Here is a 22552-nt window from a genome sequence, read left to right as displayed (position 1 = left end):
CTGACTGTGCTGACAGCACGGCAAATCCATGTCCCCGGCAGGCGGGACGATCTCCTGCCCGCGACCTCCCTGACCGCCAAACGCGGCCAACTCGTTCTGGCGTGCGCTGACAATCAGGATCAGCGCACCGCTTTGGCGCTCACGCTCTCCGGCCGGATGAAAGCCGGGGGCGGCGTCCTCACTTGGGACGGCAACAGCCGCGTCAAGGCCCTGCGCCGGGCCAGTGCCCTGGTCGATTCACCGGGCGTCAACGAACCGGAACAACATCTCACCGTGCGGGACCTCGTCACGGAGGACCTTGCCCTGATTCCGCGCCGTTACCGCGGCGCGCTGCTCAGTGGGCCATGGCTCAAGGTCAACCGCTTTGAAGACATCTCGCAGCTGTGGGTGGAACAGCTGCCGCCTCACCGGCGCCTCGAATTGCTCACCAGCCTGGCGCTTGCCGACCCGACAGTGGACCTGCTGGTAGTCGACTCGCCGGACCGTCACGGCTTGGCCCCGGAACATTGGCTGCCCCGGCTTCAGTCATTGGCCGACGACGGCGGGAGGCCGCTCGCCGTCGTCGCCACCGTCGCTGCCCTTCCGAACGGGTGGGACGGCGCCGGCGTCGTAATTGCTAAGGCACTCACGGAACGCGAACCCGAACCGGGAGCCGCGATGCCGGAGGCAGCAGCTCCAGAACCTTCTGCCGAGGCCCGATGCCTGACCAGGAGTGCATCATGACCGTGCTGCGCCTCGCCCGCTCGGAACTCAAGCGCATGACTGGCGGCTTGCTCCCCAAACTGACCATTCTGGCCCTGACCATGGTGCCCCTCCTCTATGGCGCCGTGTACCTGTACGCCAACTGGGACCCCTACGGGAACCTCAACCAGATCGACGCAGCGCTCGTTGTGGAAGACGCGGGTGCCACCGCTGCCGACGGCACGGAGTTGGAGGCCGGCAGGAAAGTGGCCGACAGCCTCGTGGATGGGCACGTCTTCAATTGGCAGCTTGTAGCCTCCAGCTCGGAAGCCGAGCAGGGAGTGCGTGACGGGAAGTACGGCTTTGCCCTGAATATCCCGAAGGACTTTTCCGCAAACCTGGTCTCGCCCGGCAAGTTCGACGCGGCCAATCAAGCGATGCTCAATGTCACCACCAACGATGCGAACAACTATCTGCTGAGCTCAATCGTGGACAAGCTAACGACGGCGGTGCACGCAACGGTGGCCAGGGAAGTGGGCGAGGAAACAGCCAACCAGCTGCTCACGGGCTTCGGCACCATCCATGCCCAGCTGGCTAAGGCAGCAGAGGGCGCGGACAAACTCGCGAATGGCGTTGACAAGCTCCGGGATGGCTCCGCCACGCTGTCCAACGGCACAAGCCAGCTCCGTAGCGGCACGGGGGAACTGCTCGCTGGCCAGACCAGGCTGCGCGACGGCGCCAACCAACTGAACGATGGCACCGCCCAACTCGATGCCGGGCTGCATCAGCTTCAGGACAAGACTGCAACGCTGCCCACCGACACCCGCCGTCTGGCTGACGGCGCCGCCCAAGTCGCCATAGGCAACGCCGAGCTCAACGCTAAAGTCCAGGACGTCGTCGGGCAGTTGGGGGCCGTCGACACCGGGCTTCATGACCGAGTGGCGGCGAGCACAGCGAGGCTCGTTGCCGCGGGCATCCTCACCCAGGAGCAGGCCGACAAGGTGATTGCCGACGTCGACGCCGCCTCAGGTTCCGGGCCTGCGGCCCAGGCACGCGCCACCATCGCCAGCGATGCGGCGAAGATCCAACAGTTGTCCGACGGCGCGGCTGCTGTCAGCGCAGGGGCCACTAGGCTGGCCAATGCAACACCGGCCCTTGCAGGTGCGATCAGCCAGTCGGCGTCGGGCGCCGATCGGCTGGCCAGCGGTGCTGCCGCCCTCGCCTCCGGCCAGCAGTCTGCCTTGGACGGCACTGCCCGTCTGGCCGATGGTGCTGCAAAGCTCGACGACGGTGCGGCACAACTTGCATCGGGGGCCGCCACTGCGGCGGACGGCGCACGAACGCTGGCGACGGAGCTGGCTTCGGGCGCCGGAAAGGTGCCCAATCCGAACGATGCCCAGAAGGACAAAGTCTCCAGGGTCATGGCGGATCCTGTGGCGGTGAACAACGTGTCGCAGGCCAAAGCAGGCACGTACGGTGCAGGATTGGCTCCGTTTTTCCTGACGCTCGCGCTGTGGATCGGCGTGTTTATGCTGGTCCAGGCCATGCGGCCGGTAACTCAGCGTGCGCTGGCGTCCAATGCGCCGTCCTGGAAGATCGCCCTGGGCGGTTGGCTGCCCTTCTTCGGCGTGGCGGCGGTCCAAGCCAGCCTCCTGACACTTGCGGTGGATCTTGCCTTGGGCCTCAATCCAGCCCACCCCATACTTATGTGGCTGCTAATGCTTGCCGCGGTGATGGCTTTCAGCGCGATCATCCAAGGGATCGTGGCGTTGCTGGGCACCCCTGGGAAGTTTGTGGTACTGATCCTGCTGGTGCTGCAACTGGTTTCCTCCGGCGGAACTTTCCCTTGGCAGACGACGCCCGCTCCCCTACATGCGGTTCATCAGATCCTGCCCATGGGATACGTGGTGTCGGGCATGCGGCGCCTTGTCTACGGTGGTGATCTCTCCTTGGTCTGGCCAACAGTACTGGGCCTCCTTGGCTACACTGTGCTGGGCGCCGCGATGTCCACGCTGGCAGTCCGCAAGCACAAGTATTGGACACTGAAGACGTTGAAGCCGGAGATTGCTGTATGAGTTCGCCTGATGTTGACGGCACCCAAGGCAAGCGGCTCCGACCAGGGCGGACCAACGCTACTCGGCAAAAACTCTTCGAAGCCTCCATGGAGTTGATCGGCGAGCGCGGCGCGGCCAACGTCACGGTGGATGAGATCGCCGCTGCGGCCGGGGTTTCCAAGGGGACCGTGTATTACAACTTCGGCAGCAAGTCGGAGCTCATCGGACAGCTGCTCCGGCACGGTGTGGACATCATGCTCGGCAGGCTGAAGGACATTGAGGACTCGGTGGGGGACCCTCTGGAGAGTATGGCGGAGATGATCGGTCAAGCCATCGATTTTATGGACGATTACCCGTCGTTCGCCCGGCTATGGGTCAGCGAAAACTGGAGAACGCCCAGCGAGTGGCAGGACACCTTTGCCGAGCTACGTGCCGAACTCCTGGCCGTGGTTGGCTCGGCTGTGGCGAAGGTTGCAGACGCCTACGCCGTCGATGCTTCGATCAACCGAGGCAGCCTCGAAACCGCCATTTTCGGTGCCATCTTTGTTGTTGGCCTGGACCGCCAGACGTACAACCAGGAGCGAACTCGGGAACAGAGTGTTGCTGCGGTCATGGCGTCCATGCACGGGTACGTGGTTCGGTAGGCGTCCCCGTTACGTTTTCGCCGCCCGCTCCCGTTGGTCAATGGCGCCATCTTTTCTGGTAAATTGACCGCAAATTGACGGTAGATCGTGCCGTCCGGGATTTTCGGGGGTCTCCTAGGCGTGCGTGGATCAAGGTTCTTAGCCGTTTTTGCTGTTCTGTCCGGACTGCTGGTTTCCTCGGGAGTTTCGGCCATCCCTGCGTCTGCTGGCGTTCCTGAAGATTTTCCCGAGGCTATTGCAATGTATGGCCCAACGGAACCGGTGGACCCGGGTGCATTTGTGTCGCTTTCGCCCTTCCGGGCCTTGGATACCCGCAGTTCTGCCCCTGCAGGTGCCGATGGCGTTGTGTCGTTCCAAGTTGGTGGAGTGTCCGGGATTCCGGCGAACGTTTCGGCAGTGGTGTTCAACCTGACAGTGACGGAGGCGCAGTCGTTCGGGTACATCGGTGCCTATGCCTCCGACGCCGAGCGGCCGAACGCATCGAATGTGAACTTCGGCGCCGGCCAGACCGTAGCGAACTCTGTCACCGTCCCGGTGGGGGCTGACGGAAAAGTCACGTTGTTCAACCGCTCAGCCGGGACCACCCAGCTGATTGCCGACGTTTCGGGCTACTACCTCGCCGGGACCCCGATAGTTCCGGGTGCGTTTGCCCCGTTGAATCCTTCCCGGTTGGTCGACACTCGCGACACCGCGCCTATAGGTGCGGATTCGGCGCTTTCTTTCCAGGTCGGCGGGGTTTCCGGGGTCCCCGCGAATGCTGCCTCCGTGGTATTCAACTTGACGGTGACCGATCCGCAGTCCTTCGGGTTCATCAGCGCCTATGCCTCAGGCGTGGCGCGCCCGAGCGCTTCCAGTATCAACTTCGGCCCGGGCCAGACCGTCCCGAACTCCATCACCGTCCCGGTGGGGGCCGATGGGAAGGTCACCCTCTTCAACCGTTCTTCCGGAACTACCCATCTGATAGCCGACGTTTCGGGCTACTACCTCTCGGGGACTCCGATCGTTCCGGGTGCGTTCGCACCCATGGGCCCTTCGCGGATTTTGGACACCCGCGGTTCTGTCCCGGCGGGTGCTGATGGAGTTGTGTCGTTCCAAGTTGGTGGTGTGTCCGGGATTCCGGAGAACGTTTCGGCAGTGATGTTCAACCTGACAGTGACGGAGCCTCGCTCGTTCGGGTTCATCAGTGCCTATGCTTCCGGTGCCGGGCGTCCGAATGCTTCGAATGTGAACTTCGGCGGAGGCCAGACGGTGGCGAACTCTGTCACTGTCCCGGTGGGGGCTGACGGGAAAGTCACGTTGTTCAACCGCTCATCCGGGACCACCCAGTTGATAGCGGACGTTTCGGGCTACTTCATGGGGAAGTTGATGCCACCGAAGACGCCGATCATCACACCTCCCACCACCATTACCACCGTCCCTGGAACGAACACTGGCGCAGTCAACGACGGAGGGACTATAGGCGTAGGTCAATACGAGTTCACCATTAACGAGCCGGGCACGTATCCGGCCAAAGGTTTCATATATACGGTCACCGGCTATCCGAATACGGTGTTCGCCTCCAACCTCAGTTGCGGTACGCCGCGGGTAGCAGAATACGTGGTGGTCTGTCCCGCCGATGGGCGAACGGCGACGGCGACCGTGGGACCGATTGATTACGACACTTTTCTCACCGCTTGGGCGTTCGACTACGCAGGCCATGTCAGCTATCCGGTTATGTATCGGTTCCGCGTGGCCAACTCCACGACTGGACCCAATACGGTGCTCCCCATCACTGCGCCAAGCCCTGCAAGTTGGGTTCCCGTTGCCACGGATTTCAGCACACCTTATGAATCCGGCTCCTGCCAGGGAGACATGAGCTCGGCGCACCCCGGAACCACCAAGATCGATGCCCTTCAGCTCGACGGCCTACCCGGACACTTCGGGACAACTTCGTCCTCGGGTGTCAACACGGCGGAGAGCTTCAGCGTCTCAGGGTGGTTTTGCCCCACGAAAGCAGCAAATGGAACAACCCAGTCGCTGATAGAGCAGATTGCCGACAACGGGACCGTCGCCGCGGCACTGCGGCTGGACCCGAGCGGGAGGCTCGAACTAGCAACTTGGACCACAACCAACTCACCAGAACAGGTCCAGTTGTACATGCCACAGCCGGACAACAGGTGGATGTTCATTTGCGCGGTCTTTGACAAAGTCAACCAACAGTTACGCATCTCGGTGACCTACTACTCTAGCTTCCCCGGAACCTGGACCGTGGCGAGCTCGAGCCAAAGCCATCTTCCCTCCCCCACAGGGTCCCTGCGGCTCGGCGACAACTTCACGGGTCAGATCCTGAACCCCGTGATAACGCAAGGCATCCTTGCCACCGAGCAGTTCGCAAGCGCGCAGATGCTTTTCACCCCCAGCACGCACGGCGTCCTGAGATGAGCGGGTGCAGGCGCCATTGCCGGCAGGTCTAACCACGCGTGCGCAGGGCCGCTAGGAATGAGACGTAGCCACAACGCGTGCCGCCGCTGGTGAGCGGCCGACGTCGTACATCATTAACCTCATGCGTCACATGGGGAACAGCGGGAAGCTGGCGGTGGTGGCCGCCGGCGTTTCGGTGGGCCTGTTGGTGTTGCTGTCCATCACCTTGGAGGAAATTGCGCTCTTTGCCTTCCTCGCGGCGGTGGGCATCGGCTATGTAGCGTGCATTGCCGAAGTGTTCGCGCGGCGCCGTTACTTTGTGGCGTTGCTCGGATGCGTCGGATCGACGCTGTGTGTGGCCTTCGCCATCGCATTCCTTCGGATGTGGGGCATCGCTTTCAACCAAGACGGGAATGCGTTGGGCACTGCCGTTTCCACCCAGGACTCCGACATCTACTTCTATCTGGCAGTCGCCGCCGGCTTTGGCACGCTCATAGCGTTGTTTGCGGGCGCTGTCCTGCCCGGCCGGCGAGTTGCCCCCGCAGCCAAAGGGATGCGTCCGGCCGCGCGCCCACGAACCACCGGGACGAAGGGCGCGCAACCTCGCGCGAAAGGGTCGACGGCGGGCGCAAAGTCAGGCGCACAGACCCGCCGCCAGGCCACCGCGAGGGGCTTGACCACCAGGTCCAGCACCCCGCGAACAGCAAACCAGCGCGCTGGAGCCCAACGCGCTGGTTCTCGAACGACGTCCAAACCGCGGTAGCGCGGGTCGGATCGCCTTATATTTTCCGGCTGACCGCCTCGCTAGCGCCTCCGAGGGTGCTCGTCCTGGCGGGTCACTGTGTCGTCGTCATGCCTGACAGAGCCGTCGCCCTGCACAGCGTCCCTTCGGCGGAACGGACCGGCCTGATGCGCCGTATCCGCTTGGCGCACCTCGTCATCGTGGCGCACATCGTCCTCTCGGCGAGGAACCTCACGGTCAGTGACGTCGCGTGCGGGGGTGGCCGACGTCGTATCAGCGTCCCGTCGCGATTGCCGGTCTTCACGGGCTTCCTGGCTGGTGCGGACGTCAGGATCCAATGAGTCGGCCTTCCTGAGTTCTTCCTGCGTGCGTGTCCTAACTTCCTGCGCCTCTGACCGCTGTTGGCTGGCTTCCCGACGCAGCCGCTCGGCCTCCACTTCGGCTCGCTGTGCGTCTGCCGCTGCACGCGAGGCCTTGGCTTCCCGGTCACGGGCCGCGAGATCTTCTTCGCGTGCCTTCTCCCGGATTTCGGCTGCCTTGCGGCGGGCCGCTTCATCCTTGCGTCGACGCGCCACGAACAGGAGTACTGCAATGACTGCCAGGACCACGATGATCGCAACGATGATCCACAAAAGCTGTGCTGAATCCACGATTCACTCCTTTTACTCAGCATGCTTACTATCTAAGTAAACACCCGACCGCGGGTTCACTGCCACGGTAAGGCATAGCGAATCGATACGATGCATCCAATTAAGCAGCTTTGAAGCCGCGCTATGGGACCCTCAACCTTCGCGGCGACGCGGACAGCGGAGCTGTTATTTCGGGCGCAGGGATGTTGCTTGGGCGCGCAGGGATGTTATTTGGCCCGCGGGACGGTGAAGTGGGTCAGCTTGGCATCCTGGCCATCTAGTTCAGCCCACGGTTTTTCCACTTCCAACACAGTGAAAGCGCTGGTGGGATAGCGAGTGGCAGCGTCCATATAGGCGTCATGTTCTGAATCACGGGAGGCCAGATGCATGGCCAAGTCCTGGACGCCCGGCATATGCGCCACCACCATGAGCGTAGTCACGGTATCCGGCACGTGGTTGATGATGGACAGCATGCGCATCGCCGACGCGGCATAAAGTCCGTCCTCGAGCTTTGGAGTGGGCGCCTTGTCCCCCAACTCCTGGCACACCCAGGTGCAGGTCTGCCTGGTCCGCAGAGACGACGAGCAGAGGATAAAGTCCGGAACCACTTTGTGCTTGAGCAGCCACTTGCCGGCCAGCGGAGCCTCCCGGTGTCCACGTTCCATCAGCGGGCGCTCGTGGTCCGGCACGCCATCCGGCCAGTCAGACTTGGCGTGCCGCATAATCACCAAGCGCTTTATGTGGTGGTCACTCATGCCCAAAGCCTATCCCCGCAGGCCGAATGGGTGGAGCCGTCACGCCGAAAATCATCGCGTCACGCCCAACAGATTTTTGGCCGCGGAGCGAAGCAAAAACCCCTGCACTGCGCCATCCGAGCTCGCGGAGTTGTCGATAGTAACCTGCCCGGCGGGACGCCTAGTCCCAGCAGGCGCCGAGGGATGGTTCCGCAAAAGCGCCCGCTCCCAGAGGGAACGGGCGCCGCAGCTTACGTGCCGTAGCTTACGAAAGGGTTAGATGGAGTATTCCGGGGCGGCCCAAACGATGACCTCCGGGTGCTCGTAGAAACGGTAGCCCTGACCGCGGACGGTGCGCACGGTGTTGGCAAGGCGGCCGAGCTTGGAGCGGAGGCGCCGGATGTGGACGTCGATGGTGCGCTCGTTGGGAACTTCCTCGGCGTTGCGCCACAGGCCCTCAAGCAGTTCGTCACGGCCAACCGTGCGCGTGCCGTTCTCAACGAGGTAGTTCAGCAGCTCAAATTCCTTGAACGTCAGGTTGAGGGATTCGCCGTCGAGGTGCACTTCGCGGCGGGCAAGGTCAATCAGCACACCGGAGGGGCGGGCTTCCTGTGCGGCCTGCGGACGGGCCGCAGCCTCTGTGCGCTGGCGGTTGCCGACCGTCGGGTCACCGAAGGTGGAACGAACAACGTCGAGGGCCGAGCCCGGTGCGCTGGCCGGCGCAACCGCGACGGCGGCATAGCTTTCTGCGCCGCTGACAAGGGACTGGGCGTAGGCGCGGATTTCCTGGGCAAGCTTGGCGATGGAGGTTCCCGCGGCAGCCGCGGTCTCCTCGTCGATGCCCATGTACAGCACAAAGCCGCGGGCGACATTGTCATTGGGTACGGGCCGGACAGTGCGGTCCGGAGTGGCGACGACGGGAGTGGGCGCCGTCATGGGAGCGGCGTCTGACGGAACAGCCCGGAGCTGTCCGTAGCTGGTGGGGTTGTAGCCCTGGGGAACATAGCCTGGAGCCGGGCTGTTGGCTCCTGCCCCGGCGGGGGCGTAGGCGGGTCGGGTTCCGAGGCCCTGGCGGAGCCCCGCGTTGGAGGCTGCCTTGTTGGCGTTACGAACTGAGATGTGGACGTATCCGGATGCAACTGACATGGAGTGCTTACCTCAAGGTGAATAGCCGTCATCGCGGCTTCGAATGCTTAGGTGTCCCCGCAATGAGTATGGGGAAGGCGCCCGACGCTGGGCAGGGGGCGAATGCCTGACACTTTTTGGGGTGGAAAGTTAGGCGTGCATTCGACAACAGCTCATCTCAACGCCAGCTGGTGCGCTGGGCTCGATTGCTGCGGCTGCAGATGCTGTTGAGTTCTTGTTCACATTGGCAGTGTGCAACGTAACAAACGGAACTAGCAAGTAACAAAGCCGGAAAGAGTCCACATCATGAGACGAAAAGTACTATTGTGTCGCAAATCACAATTTTGCCTCGCGTTATTTTGAGTCACACTCGATATTCGTTCTGACCACCAGATGGCAAGTTTCCGAATATTATTCGGCGCTGCATCTACTAGGTCTTGCTTGATTCAACGTCAAGTTCGTTACCTGAATCTCAAAATCCGGCGAACAACGGTTGAAAATCCAAATCAGAAAAAATGTGATCTCCACCGCGATTTTTCTGGTAGTAGAGTCCGTCGACCACACAGGACCCCTCCACCAATCCCCCTCACGTGAGGCACGCGGCTGATAACGACTGGGGTTAGTTGGAGCTCGAACCCTGGGTGGAATTCTGCCCGCTCCCCGCGTTGGTGGAAATCCTAATGACCTGGGCTGAGTAGGTGTCACCGTTCTTGAGTGCCGTAATCCGGATGATGCTCCCCTGAGTTATGTCAGCCAGGGTCAGCGTTCCCGAGGTCGCGCTGCTGCCCCGCCTGGTGAAGGACTGGCCCACTTGGACACCGGACCCCAACTGGTAGCTCCTGCTGAAGCCATCGTCGCTCTTGACCGTGATCGAGTCGGAGGAAATAGCCGTCACGGTGCCGAGTTGCTCGGACATGGTGACGTAGGACTGGCCTTGCAGGACCACGTACTCCGAGTGAATGGCAGCATTGAGCCCGGAAAAGCCCATCCCCATCCCGTCCGGCGCAGCGCCTCCAGGCATACCTTGGAACCCCTGTCCCCCTGGCATGCCTTGCGTGCCGGTCCCGTTCTGGCCTGTACCGTTGGGACCCGTTCCATTGAATCCTCCCGGCTGCCCGCCTGCCCCGGCAACGCCGTTTGCCGGCGTTGATGGTGAGTTGGTTGCGGCGTACACCCCGGCAGCGGTTGCTCCGGCCAGTACTACGGCGACGCCGCCAACGACGAGCCCTCGCTTGACGGTCCAACGTCGTGCGTTCGGGCCAAAGGAACCGTTGCGCGGATCGGACGGCGCGCCCCAGCCGGGCGAGCCCCAGCCGCTGGCGGCGATCTGGGTGGCGCTGCCCGATGACGGCACCTGGCCATCCGCCGTCGAACCGGCCCCGGGCGAGCCCCAGCCAGCAGACGGCTGGTGCGTGGCGCCGTCGTGAGCTGATTCAGCGGGCCCCCAGGCCCATCCCGAAGCCTGCGCCGGGCTTGAACCTGCCTGGGGCGTGGGCACGGGGTTTCCCTGATGGATCGGCTGGGTGGGGGTTGTGCGCGGGTCCGAGTCGCGCGGAGCGGGCTGCGGCGTGTTGTCCTGAGTCATGATGTCCTCCAACGAGTTTGGCTTCTCCCCTTCAGGGTGGGCACCAATCCTGTGCGGGGCCTGTGCCGGACTGCAGGGCCCGCTGTGACCATGAACCACCCCTGACAACGGTGATTCGCAGCTCCCCCGTGGCTAGGCTTGAACTCACAGCCCGCTCACAGCATTGGCAAAGCGGCGGCAAACTGGCAGAACGGAGAGTTGTCCCATGGCCTCATCGCACTCCATGACCAACAACCTTCCCCACCTGACCCATCCGGACGGCTCGCCCATCCGTGCCCTTGTGGTCGACGACGAACCCAGCCTTTCCGAGCTCATGAGCATGGGACTCCGCATGGCAGGCTGGGCGGTCGCAGTGGCGGCGGACGGTCCAGAGGCCGTCAAACTGGCCCGCGAATTCCGGCCCGATGTGCTGGTCCTGGACGTCATGCTGCCCGGATTCGACGGTGTGGAGCTGCTGGGACGCATCCGATCCTTCGCGCCCGAGGTCCCCGCGCTCTTCCTCACTGCCAAAGATGCTGTACAGGACCGCATCACGGGCCTGGCCGCCGGGGGTGACGACTACGTGACCAAGCCATTCAGCATGGAGGAGGTGCTCCTGAGGCTTCATCGGCTGGTCCAGCGCTCCGGAGTCGCGGCCATGGACACGGCTGAGCTGGTGGTTGGCGACCTGGTCCTCAACGTCGACACCCGCGAAGTGTCCCGGGGCGGCGAGGAGATCGTACTGACCGCAACCCAGTTCGAATTGCTGAGGTACCTCATGGAGAACCCCAAGCGGGTGGTGAGCAAAGCCCAGATCCTGGACCGCGTGTGGAACTACGATTTCGGCGGCCAGGCAAACATTGTGGAACTCTACATCTCCTACCTTCGCAAGAAGATCGAGGCCAACCACTCGCCCATGATTCACACCGTCCGCGGGGCCGGGTACGTCATCAAGCCGGCCGAGTAGCGAGGGCATGCGATGTCATCGCTCTCAGGTGCGGTTCGTACCGCGGGCCGTCGTTGGCTCCGTCCTTCCACTTGGCACCTCCGGACGCGGCTAGTGCTTGTGGCGATGGCTTTGTTGGTGGCGATTTGCGGAGCCATCGGTTTGGCCAGTTACGCCTCAATGGATTTGTTCCTCACGCAACAGCTGGACCAGCAGCTGCGGGAGGCGGCCCGCCGGGCAACCGAGTTCGGCAGGCCGCCGTCGACCTTTCCGTCCGGGCGGCCCGATCCGCTTGAGGCGCGCGGACAGGCAGCAGGAACGCTCAACGCGCGTATCTTTGGCGACACTGTCAGCAGTGCGGGATTCCTGGCTGCGGACGGCACGCGTGCTTCATTGTCGGACGCCGATACGGCCATACTGCAGGCGCTGCCCAAGGACGAGCGCCCAGCAGACCGGGTTCTGTCCGCTGGTTCTTACCGGCTCATCGCCTCAAGGGCACCTTACGGCGACATCATCGTCACCGGCCTACCCCTGGCCGCAAAACAGAACACACTGACCTCCCTGGTGTGGACCGTGGTGCTTGTCTCGGCGGGCGGGCTGGCGCTGATTGGGCTGGCAGGGACCGTGATCATCCGCCGCACCATGAAGCCGCTGGAGCAGTTGTCCGCTGTGGCCACCAATGTGGCCCGGTTGCCGCTCGACGCCGGTGAAGTCGCCTTGGCTGTTCGTGTCCCCAAGGCGGACGCGAACCCTGGCACGGAAGTGGGCAGTGTTGGACACGCACTGAACCTCATGCTGGACAACGTCGCCAACGCACTGGAAGCGCGCCAACAAAGCGAGACCAAGGTGCGGCAGTTCGTGGCCGATGCCTCGCATGAGCTGCGGACTCCCCTGACGGCCATCCGCGGGTACACGGAACTGCTGCGCATGACCGAAGACTTCACGGAGGATGGCAGGAAGTCGCTGGCGCGGATGCAAAGCCAGTCGGAGCGCATGACTGCCCTGGTGGAGGACCTTCTGCTGCTGGCACGCCTCGACGAGGGGCAGCCGCTGAAGGTGACCGACGTCGACCTCACCCAACTGGTGATCGAGACCGTGAGCGATGAGAAGGTCATGGCACCGGAACACGTTTGGAAGCTCACGCTGCCCGACGAGCCGGTGGTGATGCGCGGTGATTCCACCCAGCTCCACCAGGTCCTGGCGAACCTGCTTTCCAACGCCCGCAAACACACCGAAGCCGGGACCACCGTGGTGGCGGGGGTTATGCGGTCCGCTGACGGCAGCGCCGTGGTGACCGTGACGGACAACGGCCCGGGAATTCCGGCCGAGTTCCAGAGCAGGATTTTCGCGCGCTTCGCCCGGGCGGATGCGGCCCGATCCGGCTCAGAAGGGACATCGGGCCTGGGCCTGTCCATTGTGGAGTCGATTGTCCAGGCTCACGGCGGCAGCGTAGAGGTCACGTCTCGGCCAGGACGCACGGAGTTTGCCCTGCGCTTCCCCGCGGTTGCGCCTGTGGGGTAGTGGTTGCCGTTACCGAAACGTGACTTAATCCCGCCTGCTCATGTACGGTCGAAGGGTGGCCATTTCGCATCTGGCCGCCTCCGGGTTGACGCCGAGCTCTGCCACATCCCGGAGCCCGTCAACCGAGGCAGAGACGGGGGACCCAGAGTCTTCGGGCCACGCGTCGCGGTGCAGCCGCATCACGACGCCGTCCCTAGGGGTGAAGCCGCCCATGTGCGCGGCCGGATAACCTCATCCGAATCCGACAGCTAACTCCGCAGGCGTTGAGAGGCAATCACCCATGACCCCATCCATGGATCAGTCGCGCCGCGTTCGCGCCGCTCGCCACCGCGCCGAACCAGCTGCGATCTTCACCACCAGCCCGGCGGAACCCCAGGAAACAGATCCCTCCCCCGGCGCACACGCCGCGCCCGCCCCCGGAATGGAACTCCCGACGTCGGACGCTCCCCGGGGAAGGCGGGCCAACCGCGGCGCCCGAGGCACCAATGACGCTTCCACCGCGGCCCTCCCCACGGTTGCCGCCATGAGCGAACCAGCCAGCCAGCCCAACAGCGGGCCGCTGGAGACGGCCGCTATCGGCGCTGACGCTCCCACCGCGGCCCTCCCCACGGTTGCCGCCATGAGCGAACCAGCCAGCCAGCCCAACAGCGGGCCGATGGAGACGGCCGCCATTGGCGCTCTAGCACCGGCGGTCCAGAGGAGGACGGTGGTTGCGGCTGAACGGCACGCAGCCTCGTTCCGCGGTCCGCGACGTGCGCCGTTCAGCCCCGAATCCCAGTCTGTCCTGAAAAACGCCGCTTCCGTGCGCCTGATGAGCCAGCGGATGGCCGTAGTGGCAGGTGCCTTGGCAGTCCTGCTCGGAATCGGTGCTGTGGGGCAGGCTGCCGATCTCCCCTTCTTCGGCAAGGAATCGCCTGCGGAGGGGTCCGCCCAAGCCTCTGCTCCGTCTCCGGATGCCAATGGCACTGACAGCTTTTCCCACAAGGCAAGCCCCAGCCCCACCACCGCCATGGCCTCCGCATCTGCCACCACGCCGCTCAGTGGTGCAGCGGGAGGTGTGGCTTCGGCAAATTCCCCGGGAGACAGCACGGCAGACCCAACGCCGAGTCCTACTCCGAAGCTCAGAATCAGCGCCGGGGCAACGGGCGGCCTGGAGTCCGCCGCTCCGTCACCCGCTCCAACAATCACGGTGAGTCTTGCACCACCTCAAGCCGCGGCGCCCTCGACGACGTCCCCGGCACCTTCACCTGCCACATCGCCGAGTGCCCCGTCGCCCACCGCACCGCCTTCAACCGCCCCGACACCGTCGCCCGTTCCAACGGCTTCAGAAGTCGCGAATGCCCAGGCCTACACAAGCACCCGGCTACCCAGCTACGGATGGGGCGCTGACCAACTGGAACCGTTGGAGGAGCTGTGGAATGCACCGGCCGACTGGCGGCCCGGCCAGATCGATGCGGGCTTGAAGTACATCAAGGAACGCTACGGCTCACCCGCCAAGGCCCTCGAGTTCCGCAAGGCAAACAAGACGTACTAAAGCACGCCTTGTGCACTGGCCGAATGGGCCAGCATCACGCGCGACGGCGGCGACAATCGCACACAACTCGACTCGCCGCCGTCGTGATCTTCGTTACCTAAATGTGACTTTCGATAACGATTCCTGTACCGTCGAAAGCGTGGACCTCCTCTAACTGGTCCACATCCGGGTTGACGCCGAGCTCTGCCGCCTCCCGGAGTCCTTCTGACCAGGCAGAGACGGGGGACCCAGAGTCTCCGGGCCGACGCTCCACGCGCGGCCCTCGGGGTGAAGCCGCCGCCAAGCCAATGGCCAATGCCTGTTCGCTGGTGCGCCGCCGGATGCCCTCATCCGAACCCGACAGCTAACTCCGCAGGCGTTGAGAGGCAATCACCCATGTCTGGATACAACGATCAGTCGCGTCTTGGCACTTCCGCGCGACATCGCGCCGAGTCAACGGCCATCAGCACCGCAGCAGCAAAACAGGACAAAAACTCCCGCACAGTCCTCAAGCGCGCAGCAAACAGCAACCTCAGCCAGCGCATGGCCGTCGTCGCGGCGGGTATCGCGCTCGTGATGGGCGTCGGCTCCGCCGGTCATGCCGCCGAGCAGGCCGTTGAGGCCAAGGACACCGCTGCGCAGCTCGCGGCCCAAAAGAGCGACGCCACGGCCTCGTCCAAGCCGCTCAGCCAGGCAACGGCCGAACCGCTGGTTCCGAACGAGACTTTCAAGGCGACCCCCGCGCCGTCGACGCCGGCCGCCCCCGCACCGGCGGCAGCCGCTCCCGCTCCCGCCGCCCCGGCCCCGGTTCCCGCGGCCGCGCCAGCTCCTGCGGCAGTCGCCCCTCAGGCCGCCGCTCCCGTGGCGGTGAACGACCCCGCAGCTGCGAAGGCTTACGCGGCCAGCCGCCTTTCCGCCTTCGGTTGGGGTCCCGAGCAGATGCAGTCACTGATCACTCTGTGGGAAAAAGAATCCAACTGGCGGACCACGGCTGTCAACGCCTCCAGCGGCGCCTACGGCATTGTCCAGGCCCTGCCCGGCAACAAGATGGCCAGCATCGCCCCTGACTGGGAGACCAACTTCCGCACCCAGATCGACTGGGGCCTGCAGTACATCAAGGAGCGCTATGGCTCCCCTGCCAACGCCCTGGGCTTCCACTACGCCAACAACTGGTACTAAAGAAAACTCAATAGCATTGGTGCGGTCCCGGCCCGCGCAGGCCTTCCAACCCCTGCGCCGGCCCGGACCGCATCCTTTTTTTGGGCGTCGAAACTTTGCACAGCAGGCGCACAGCTTGCGCCTAAAGGCCTCATAATCATCACCGCCACTGTTGAACCATGACGTTCACAGACCAGGCAATAGAACCCCGGCAGGACCCCGCTGGGCGTGGCCGCGCCGGGCAGGACCACTCCGGGCAGCACCGCCGCCCCACTCCAGGCGCAACAGCGACGCTGACCGTCGCGCGGCACTCGCCCGTGAACACCAGATCGACCACGCCCGTTTTGGACGTCGCCATCCCCGTGTACAACGAGGAAAACGACCTGGAGGAATGCCTGCGCCGGCTCCACGGCCACCTTCAGGACAGCTTCCCGCACTCCTTCCGCATCACCGTGGCAGACAACGCCAGCACGGACTCCACATTGAGGATCGCCGAGCGGCTCGCCCGTGAAATCCCGGAAGTCGCGGTGGTTCACCTTGAAGAGAAAGGCCGCGGAAACGCGCTGCGGAAGGTCTGGCTGGCCTCCGACGCCCCCGTGCTCGCCTACATGGACGTGGACCTCTCCACCGACCTCGCGGCGTTGGCGCCCCTGCTGGCCCCGCTGATCTCCGGACACTCGGACCTGGCAATCGGCACGCGCCTCACACGCAACTCCCGCGTGGTCCGCGGCCCTAAGCGCGAACTCATCTCCCGCAGCTACAACCTATTGCTCCGCTCGGTCATGGGCGCCCGGTTCACCGACGCGCAATGCGGCTTCAAGGCCATTCGTGCCGACGTTGCCCACCGAATCCTCCCCCACACACTGGACAACGCCTGGTTCTTCGACACAGAACTGTTGGTCCTCGCCGAACGCTGTGGACTTCGCGTCCACGAAGTCCCGGTCGACTGGACCGACGACCCCGACTCCAGCGTTGATATTCTCCGAACTGCGCTCGCCGACCTCCGCGGCATGGCCCGGCTGACCCGTGACCTGCTCACGGCCCGCATTCCCATCCCGGAGCTTCGCGCAGCACTGGCACGTGGCCCGCTCCCCGCCGCCGCCCGATACACCGAGCGGACCCGCCGCAACAGCCTCTTCGGCCAACTAGTCCGCTTCGGCGCCATCGGGGCAATGTCCACGCTGGCCTACATGCTGATCTTCCTGGTTTGCCGCGGATTCATGGACCCGCAACTGGCCAACTTTCTGGCCCTGCTCACCACCGCGATCGGCAACACGGCCGCCAACCGCCGCTTCACCTTCGGCATCCAGGGCGGCAGCTACGTTGTCCGCCACCACTTCGAAGGTTTGATTGTTTTCGGCCTGGGCCTGGCACTTACTTCCGGCGCCCTTGCACTTGTGCACACTACGACGACGCCGGACCGTTGGGCGGAAATCGTCACCGTCACCGCCGCGAACCTCGCCGCAACGGGCCTGCGATTCCTGCTCTTCAGGCTCTGGGTGTTCCGCGTACCCAAGCCAGTCGCCCCTCCCGCGAGCTCGGTTCCGCCCTCGGCGGATGCGCTCCCAGCAAGTCCTTCGAACCGCCCAGCAACTCTTTCGAACCACCCAGCAACTCTTTCGAACCGCACAGGAACTCTTTCGAACCGCACAGACAAGGCGATCCGATGACCAACACACTGACTCCGCCCCACACGGCAGCATCTACCGAGCAACGGGCAGGGCCCCGGACGGTCGCTAAGCTGTCCCTGCGCAACCTCGCGTTCGGGAACCAACCTCGATGGGTTCGCCCGTCCGCTGCCGGCTTGCTGGTGGCTACAGCGTTCCTGTACTTGTGGAACCTTGCCGCCACCGGCTATGGCAACAGCTTCTACGCCGCTGCCATCCAAGCCGGAACCAAAGATTGGACTGCCCTTCTCTTCGGTTCCCTCGATGCCGGCAACGCGATCACCGTGGACAAACCTCCGGCTTCCCTTTGGATTCCCGCGCTTTTTGGGCGGATCTTCGGCTTCTCGGCAACCAGCATGCTGGTGCCTCAGGCACTTATGGGGGTTGCCGCCGTCGGACTTCTTTACCTGACCGTGAAGCGCGTGTCCGGACCCGCGGCGGGCTTGCTGGCCGGAGGCGCCTTGGCTCTGACGCCTGTGGCCGCGCTGATGTTCAGGTTCAATAACCCGGACGCGATGTTGACGCTCTGCCTTGTCCTGGCGGCCTATCTGACCACCCGTGCCATCGAAAAGGCGGGCTGGAAATGGCTGGCCGCTGCCGGCGCCGTTGTGGGCCTGGCATTCCTTACCAAGATGCTTCAAGGGTTCCTCATTGTGCCGGGACTGGCCTTGGCATATCTATGGGCCGCGCCGACCTCGCTGGGCAAGCGTGTCCTGCACCTGCTCTCGGCCGGCGCAGGCATCCTGGTGGTGGCCGGAAGCTACGTGGCCCTGTTCCAGCTAACCCCTGCATCGGCCCGACCCTACATGGCCGGTTCCACGGGAAACAGCTTTTTGGAACTGACCTTCGGCTACAACGGACTGGGCCGTATTACCGGTTCAGGCGAAGGTGGCATGGGTGGAGGCATGCCCGGAGGCGGAGGCGGCGGCTTTGGTGGAGGCAACACAGGTTTCGGTGGAGCCGCCGGGATCAGCCGCATGTTCGATACGAGCTTTGGCTCCGAAGTCTCCTGGCTGCTGCCCGCGTCCTTGGTACTGCTGGTGGCAGGTCTGTGGTTCACGCGTCGGGAACGCCGCACTTCGAGCTCCCGCGCGGCACTGATTCTCTGGGGCGGTTGGCTCCTTGTCACCGGAGGCATCTTCAGCTTCATGAGCGGCATCGTCCACCCGTACTATGCGGTTGCCTTGGGCCCCGCTATCGCGGCGATTGTGGGCATCGGTGGCGTGGAACTGTGGAAGGGGCGGGCCTTCTGGCCAGCGCGGATCGTTCTCGCCGTAGTGGTGCTTGCGACTGGGCTGTGGTCCGCCGTCCTGCTGGGCCGTGACGCAACGTGCCTGCCGTGGCTGCGAATCGCGGTGGTGGTGCTTTCAGTGGTTGCCGCTGCTGCCCTGATGCTGCGGGTTGACCAGCTGCGGGTCGCCGGGACCCGGTTCCGGCGTGCTGCGGCCTCCGTGGTGGTGGTCGTGTCCCTCCTGGCTGGTGGCCTGGGAACCGCGGCATGGACTTTCGCGACGGCGGCAACCCCGCACTCCGGTTCCATTCCGACGTCGGGCCCCACCGGATCGGCGATGGGCGGCTTTGGGGGCCGAAGCAACCTGTCCCGCGACGGCGTCGACTTTCCGGGCGCGACCGACTCCGCAGCTGCTGACCCGCGCACAGCGGGCCCAGGTGCTGGCGCGATGGGCGGCCCAGGCGGCGAATCCGCGAGCAATAGCGAACTCAATGCCCTCCTGACGTCCGCAGGCACCAAGTGGTCCGCGATCGTTTCCGGCGCCACACAGGCAGCCAGCCTTGAACTGGCAACTGGAACCAATGTGATCGCGCTCGGCGGTTGGAACGGCGGCGACCCCTATCCCACGCTGGCCCAGTTCCAGGAGATGGTGGCCAACGGCCAGATTAGCTACTTCATCGCCGGTGGCGGCATGGGTGGCGGTGGTTTCGGTGGTTTCGGTGGTGCCGGCCGCGGGGGCAACTCCGAAGTCGCTGCCTGGGTGGCAGCCAATTTCACGGCCCAGACTGTCGGTGGCACCACGGTCTACAAGCTGAGCGAGTAGGCCTTGGCGATTATCAAAAAAGCGTGTTCTACCTAAGCGTGTTCACGGCAGGGCAGGCGGTGGTTACCAGTGGAAGGACAGGGTGTCAGCGTCCGCCGCCGCTGTGAAGAGGACACGGACGGCGCTGAGGTCGGGGATGCGCCACATGCCCTCTTCGAGTTCGACGTCGGCGTGGCCCACCACCACGGTCCGCATTCCGGCGGCCCGTGCGGCTGCGATACCCGCCGGCGCGTCCTCGAAGACGACTGTGTCGGCTGGTTCTGCGCCCAATAGGGCAGCGGCGCGGAGGTAGCCTTCGGGGTCCGGCTTTCCGCGCAGCACGTCGTCGGATGTGATCACGGTGGAGGGCATGGTGAGGCCCGCCGCGGACATCCGTGCCTCTGCGAGGATACGGTCCGCTGAAGTCACCATGGCGTAGGCCTCCGCGGGAAGGCCGCCGATCAGCTCCCGGGCGCCCGGGATCTGAATGATTCCGTTGGTCCGCGAGCGCTCCATCCGGCCCAGCTCTTGGGTGAGGCTGACGACGTCGGCCCCCGGCGGCGCGAAACGTCGCACGGTGTCGCCTGCGGGGACGCCGTGCGAGGTGCGGAGGATCTCGTCAATGTCCAGGCCGTAGCGGGCGGCGAATTCGCCCCACACTTCCTCTACCACCGCCGTCGAATCCACCAGCGTCCCGTCCATGTCGAACAGCACGGCTTGGCAGGTGAACACCCCGACTAGTCCGTGTACACGCGGTGCGGGATGTACTGCACGGCCCACTTGTTGCCGTCGGGGTCCTGGAAGTAAACGAAGTGGCCCCAATCCAGCTCTTCGACATCGCTCACGTCGACGCCATTCTCCTTCAACTGTTTGTGGGCAGCGTGAATGTCGCTCACCACCAACTGCAGGCTGGGGGCGGATCCTGCGGGAGCGTCGCTTAGCCCTTCCCCAATGGCGATGGAACAGCCGGAACCCGGGGGCGTGAGCTGGACAAAGCGGAGGCCCTCGTTGGGGCGCTCGTCATAGTCGGCGTTGAAGCCGACCTTGTTGACGTAGAAATCCTTGGCGCGATCCACGTCGGAGACAGGGACAAACACAAGTTCAAGTTTCCAGTCCATGCGGCACAGGCTAGCCCGGCTGCGCACAAAGCGGCAACAGGGGGACGGCTACGCCTACTTGGCCAGGCCGTACAGGCGGTCCCCGGCGTCGCCCAGGCCCGGCACGATGTATGCCTTCTCGTTGAGGCGCTCGTCGATGGAGGCCAGCACAATTTTCACATTGGCGTCGGAGAGTTCCTCTTCGAGCTTCGCGAGGCCCTCCGGTGCGGCCAGCAGGCAGATGCAGGTCACATCCGAGGCTCCGCGCCTGAACAGGAACTTGATGGCCTCACGCAGCGTGCCCCCGGTGGCCAGCATGGGATCCAGAACGAAAATCTGGCGACCGGTGAGGTCCTCCGGCAAGCGCTCTGCATACGTGATGATGTCCAGGGTTTCTTCGTCCCGTGCCATGCCTAGGAAGCCCACCTCGGCCGTGGGGACGAGCTTGGTCATCCCCTCCAGCATGCCCAGGCCTGCCCGCAGGATGGGGACCACCAGCGGAGTGGGCTTGGTGAAGGCCGTGCCTGTGGTTGTGGTGATTGGAGTGGCGATCTGGACAGGCTCCGTCCTGACCTCGCGGGTGGCCTCGTACGCAAGAAGGGTGACGAGTTCTTCGGTGAGCTGGCGGAAGACCGGAGAAGGGGTGTTCTTGTCCCGCAGTACCGTGAGTTTGTGGGCGACGAGAGGGTGGTCCACGACGAGGGTGCGCATGCCTCCCAAAGTATCACCCGCCGTCGGGCACTGAACCCGGCTCTCTGCCTTTGCGGACGGCACCGTGCCGCCGCTGGCGGACGACGTGAAAAAGCCGATGGGCCAAGATTACCAGGCACAGCCATGCGAGGCCCAGCAGCCACGCAGCCAGGACATCTGTGAACCAGTGATGGCCCAGGAAGACCCGGCTGAGTCCCATTGCGACCACAAACAAGCCCCCAACGGCGACCGCGGCGATACGGGCCGACGTCCGGTGGAACTGCAGGCACAGCAGGTAAACCAGAACACCAACCACCACCGTGGCATTGAGCGTATGACCGCTGGGAAACGAAGGGGACGACTCGTAAGGCGGGACAGCGTCGGCAAGGTGGGGGCGTGCGCGCCCAAAGATCTGCTTCCCCAGCACCGTGGCCAGGAGTGAGCCGCTGCCCGCCGCGACCACCAGGATCAGCGGGCGCCAGTTCCGGCTCCATAGGGCAAGGACAATAGCCGCGGCGAGCGCCACGGCGGGCATAACATAGGCGCTGCCAATGTCCGTGAACACCGTCATGGCCGCGTTGACTGCCGGGCTGCGGAACTGCTTGACCCAGTTCAGCAGGGGCTTGTCCACGCCGGAGATGCCGTCCTCTTCCACCACCGATTCGTAGACTTCGGCGCTGAGCTTGGCCAACACCACCGTCAGTGCCCCGCCGATGAACAACGTCAGCCATAGCGCCTGGTACGGGTCCAGCCAACGGGCCAGGAATGCTGCGGCCGCGTTGAAAATCCGCTTCACTCCCACCCCCTCTGAGCGTGCCTTACTCGCTCCCCGGCCGTTTCCGTCGAACCTATCATTGACGTATGACACCCCCGGACCCGCTGCATGTTGAGTGGATGGGGCTTGCAATCGCGCAAGCCCGACTCGCGTTGAAGACTGACGACGTCCCCATCGGCGCCGTGGTTATCGGCCCTGACGGCGCAGTGGTTGGCTCCGGTCGCAACGAACGCGAGGCCTTGGGGGATCCGACTGCCCACGCGGAAATCGTAGCCATTCGCGAGGCCGCCGCCAGGTTGCACAGCGACGGGCATGGGGACGGTTGGCGGCTGTCCGATTGCACGTTGGTGGTGACCCTGGAGCCCTGCGCCATGTGCGCCGGCGCGGCTGTCCTGGCGAGGATTCCGCGGGTTGTGTTTGGTGCTTGGGATGACAAGGCCGGAGCCGCCGGATCGGTGTTCGACATCCTGCGCGAGCGGCGACTCAACCACTGGGTTGAGGTCTACGCGGGCGTCCGGGAAGACGAGTGCTCCACGATGCTCAAGGAATTTTTCGCTGCGCACCGGGTCTGAGGAACCG

The 22552-nt window shown here is 64.3% G+C and carries 20 protein-coding genes and 2 riboswitches; of the genes, 12 read left to right on the top strand and 8 right to left on the bottom strand.

Annotation, left to right across the window (positions count from 1 at the left end; genetic code table 11):
- Positions 1–6 precede the first annotated feature (6 nt).
- The 5 genes from LD110_RS16680 (at position 7) to LD110_RS16660 (ending at position 6542) form a co-directional block, all read left to right on the top strand.
- A complete protein-coding gene (locus LD110_RS16680; protein WP_225500164.1) occupies positions 7–723 on the top strand; it encodes an ABC transporter ATP-binding protein in 717 nt (238 codons plus the stop codon).
- Positions 720–2756 carry a YhgE/Pip family protein gene (locus LD110_RS16675; protein ID WP_225500161.1) on the top strand — a complete coding sequence of 679 codons (2037 nt, stop codon included), beginning with the start codon at positions 720–722 and terminating at the stop codon, positions 2754–2756. The genes LD110_RS16680 and LD110_RS16675 overlap by 4 nt, the downstream gene beginning before the upstream one ends.
- Entirely contained in the window at positions 2753–3379 is a 627-nt protein-coding gene (locus LD110_RS16670; RefSeq protein WP_225500157.1) for a TetR/AcrR family transcriptional regulator, read from the top strand. Before LD110_RS16675 ends, LD110_RS16670 begins: the two co-directional genes overlap by 4 nt.
- A 240-nt stretch (positions 3380–3619) precedes the next feature.
- On the top strand, positions 3620–5800 hold the full coding sequence (locus LD110_RS16665) for a LamG domain-containing protein (protein ID WP_225500155.1): 2181 nt from the start codon (positions 3620–3622) through the stop codon (positions 5798–5800).
- A 121-nt stretch (positions 5801–5921) separates the two neighbouring features.
- Positions 5922–6542, top strand: a complete 621-nt coding sequence (locus LD110_RS16660; RefSeq protein ID WP_225500151.1) for a hypothetical protein — start codon at positions 5922–5924, stop codon at positions 6540–6542.
- A gap of 41 nt (positions 6543–6583) precedes the next feature.
- On the opposite strand, the gene LD110_RS16655 is transcribed toward LD110_RS16660, so the two are convergent.
- The 4 genes from LD110_RS16655 to LD110_RS16640 form a co-directional block, all read right to left on the bottom strand.
- Complete coding sequence (locus tag LD110_RS16655; protein ID WP_225500150.1) at positions 6584–7171, bottom strand: hypothetical protein; 588 nt, start codon at positions 7169–7171, stop codon at positions 6584–6586.
- A 206-nt stretch (positions 7172–7377) separates the two neighbouring features.
- Positions 7378–7905, bottom strand: coding sequence for a histidine phosphatase family protein (locus LD110_RS16650; RefSeq protein WP_225500149.1), 528 nt, complete (start codon positions 7903–7905; stop codon positions 7378–7380).
- A gap of 255 nt (positions 7906–8160) precedes the next feature.
- Positions 8161–9030, bottom strand: coding sequence for a winged helix-turn-helix domain-containing protein (locus LD110_RS16645; RefSeq protein WP_225500145.1), 870 nt, complete (start codon positions 9028–9030; stop codon positions 8161–8163).
- A 598-nt stretch (positions 9031–9628) separates the two neighbouring features.
- Positions 9629–10594, bottom strand: coding sequence for a hypothetical protein (locus LD110_RS16640; RefSeq protein ID WP_225500141.1), 966 nt, complete (start codon positions 10592–10594; stop codon positions 9629–9631).
- A gap of 205 nt (positions 10595–10799) precedes the next feature.
- On the opposite strand from LD110_RS16640, the gene LD110_RS16635 reads away from it, so the two are divergent.
- The 6 genes from LD110_RS16635 (at position 10800) to LD110_RS16610 (ending at position 19432) form a co-directional block, all read left to right on the top strand.
- Positions 10800–11540: a response regulator transcription factor gene (locus tag LD110_RS16635; protein ID WP_225500139.1), complete on the top strand. Its 741-nt coding sequence runs from the start codon at positions 10800–10802 to the stop codon at positions 11538–11540.
- A gap of 12 nt (positions 11541–11552) precedes the next feature.
- Positions 11553–13040, top strand: a complete 1488-nt coding sequence (locus LD110_RS16630) for a HAMP domain-containing sensor histidine kinase (protein WP_225500135.1) — start codon at positions 11553–11555, stop codon at positions 13038–13040.
- Positions 13041–13119: 79 nt separating this feature from the next.
- A riboswitch (cyclic di-AMP (ydaO/yuaA leader) is annotated at positions 13120–13317 on the top strand.
- A 3-nt stretch (positions 13318–13320) separates the two neighbouring features.
- The gene (locus LD110_RS16625) at positions 13321–14574 is read left to right on the top strand and encodes a hypothetical protein (protein ID WP_225500131.1); all 1254 of its coding nucleotides are present in this window, start codon (positions 13321–13323) and stop codon (positions 14572–14574) included.
- Positions 14575–14738: 164 nt separating this feature from the next.
- Positions 14739–14946, top strand: a riboswitch (cyclic di-AMP (ydaO/yuaA leader).
- Between the two features lie 3 nt (positions 14947–14949).
- Positions 14950–15732, top strand: a complete 783-nt coding sequence (locus LD110_RS16620) for a hypothetical protein (RefSeq protein WP_225500129.1) — start codon at positions 14950–14952, stop codon at positions 15730–15732.
- A 158-nt stretch (positions 15733–15890) separates the two neighbouring features.
- Positions 15891–17381, top strand: a complete 1491-nt coding sequence (locus LD110_RS16615; RefSeq protein WP_225500127.1) for a bifunctional glycosyltransferase family 2/GtrA family protein — start codon at positions 15891–15893, stop codon at positions 17379–17381.
- Positions 17378–19432, top strand: a complete 2055-nt coding sequence (locus LD110_RS16610) for a glycosyltransferase family 39 protein (protein ID WP_225500124.1) — start codon at positions 17378–17380, stop codon at positions 19430–19432. The genes LD110_RS16615 and LD110_RS16610 overlap by 4 nt, the downstream gene beginning before the upstream one ends.
- 63 nt (positions 19433–19495) lie before the next feature.
- On the opposite strand, the gene LD110_RS16605 is transcribed toward LD110_RS16610, so the two are convergent.
- Genes LD110_RS16605 through LD110_RS16590 form a run of 4 tightly spaced genes read right to left on the bottom strand, consistent with a single transcriptional unit; the run spans position 19496 to position 21994 of the window.
- Entirely contained in the window at positions 19496–20143 is a 648-nt protein-coding gene (locus tag LD110_RS16605) for an HAD-IA family hydrolase (protein ID WP_374200355.1), read from the bottom strand.
- A 5-nt stretch (positions 20144–20148) separates the two neighbouring features.
- Positions 20149–20529, bottom strand: coding sequence for a glyoxalase superfamily protein (locus tag LD110_RS16600; protein WP_225500119.1), 381 nt, complete (start codon positions 20527–20529; stop codon positions 20149–20151).
- 54 nt (positions 20530–20583) lie between these two features.
- On the bottom strand, positions 20584–21219 hold the full coding sequence (upp, locus tag LD110_RS16595) for a uracil phosphoribosyltransferase (RefSeq protein ID WP_225500117.1): 636 nt from the start codon (positions 21217–21219) through the stop codon (positions 20584–20586).
- A gap of 13 nt (positions 21220–21232) precedes the next feature.
- On the bottom strand, positions 21233–21994 hold the full coding sequence (locus tag LD110_RS16590) for a phosphatase PAP2 family protein (RefSeq protein WP_225500115.1): 762 nt from the start codon (positions 21992–21994) through the stop codon (positions 21233–21235).
- A 65-nt stretch (positions 21995–22059) separates the two neighbouring features.
- On the opposite strand from LD110_RS16590, the gene LD110_RS16585 reads away from it, so the two are divergent.
- Positions 22060–22545 carry a nucleoside deaminase gene (locus LD110_RS16585; protein WP_225500108.1) on the top strand — a complete coding sequence of 162 codons (486 nt, stop codon included), beginning with the start codon at positions 22060–22062 and terminating at the stop codon, positions 22543–22545.
- Positions 22546–22552 lie beyond the last annotated feature (7 nt).

It is taken from the genome of Arthrobacter sp. M4 (genome assembly GCF_020251205.1).
Lineage (GTDB): Bacteria > Actinomycetota > Actinomycetes > Actinomycetales > Micrococcaceae > Arthrobacter.
This window is presented reverse-complemented; position numbering and strand designations above follow the sequence as displayed.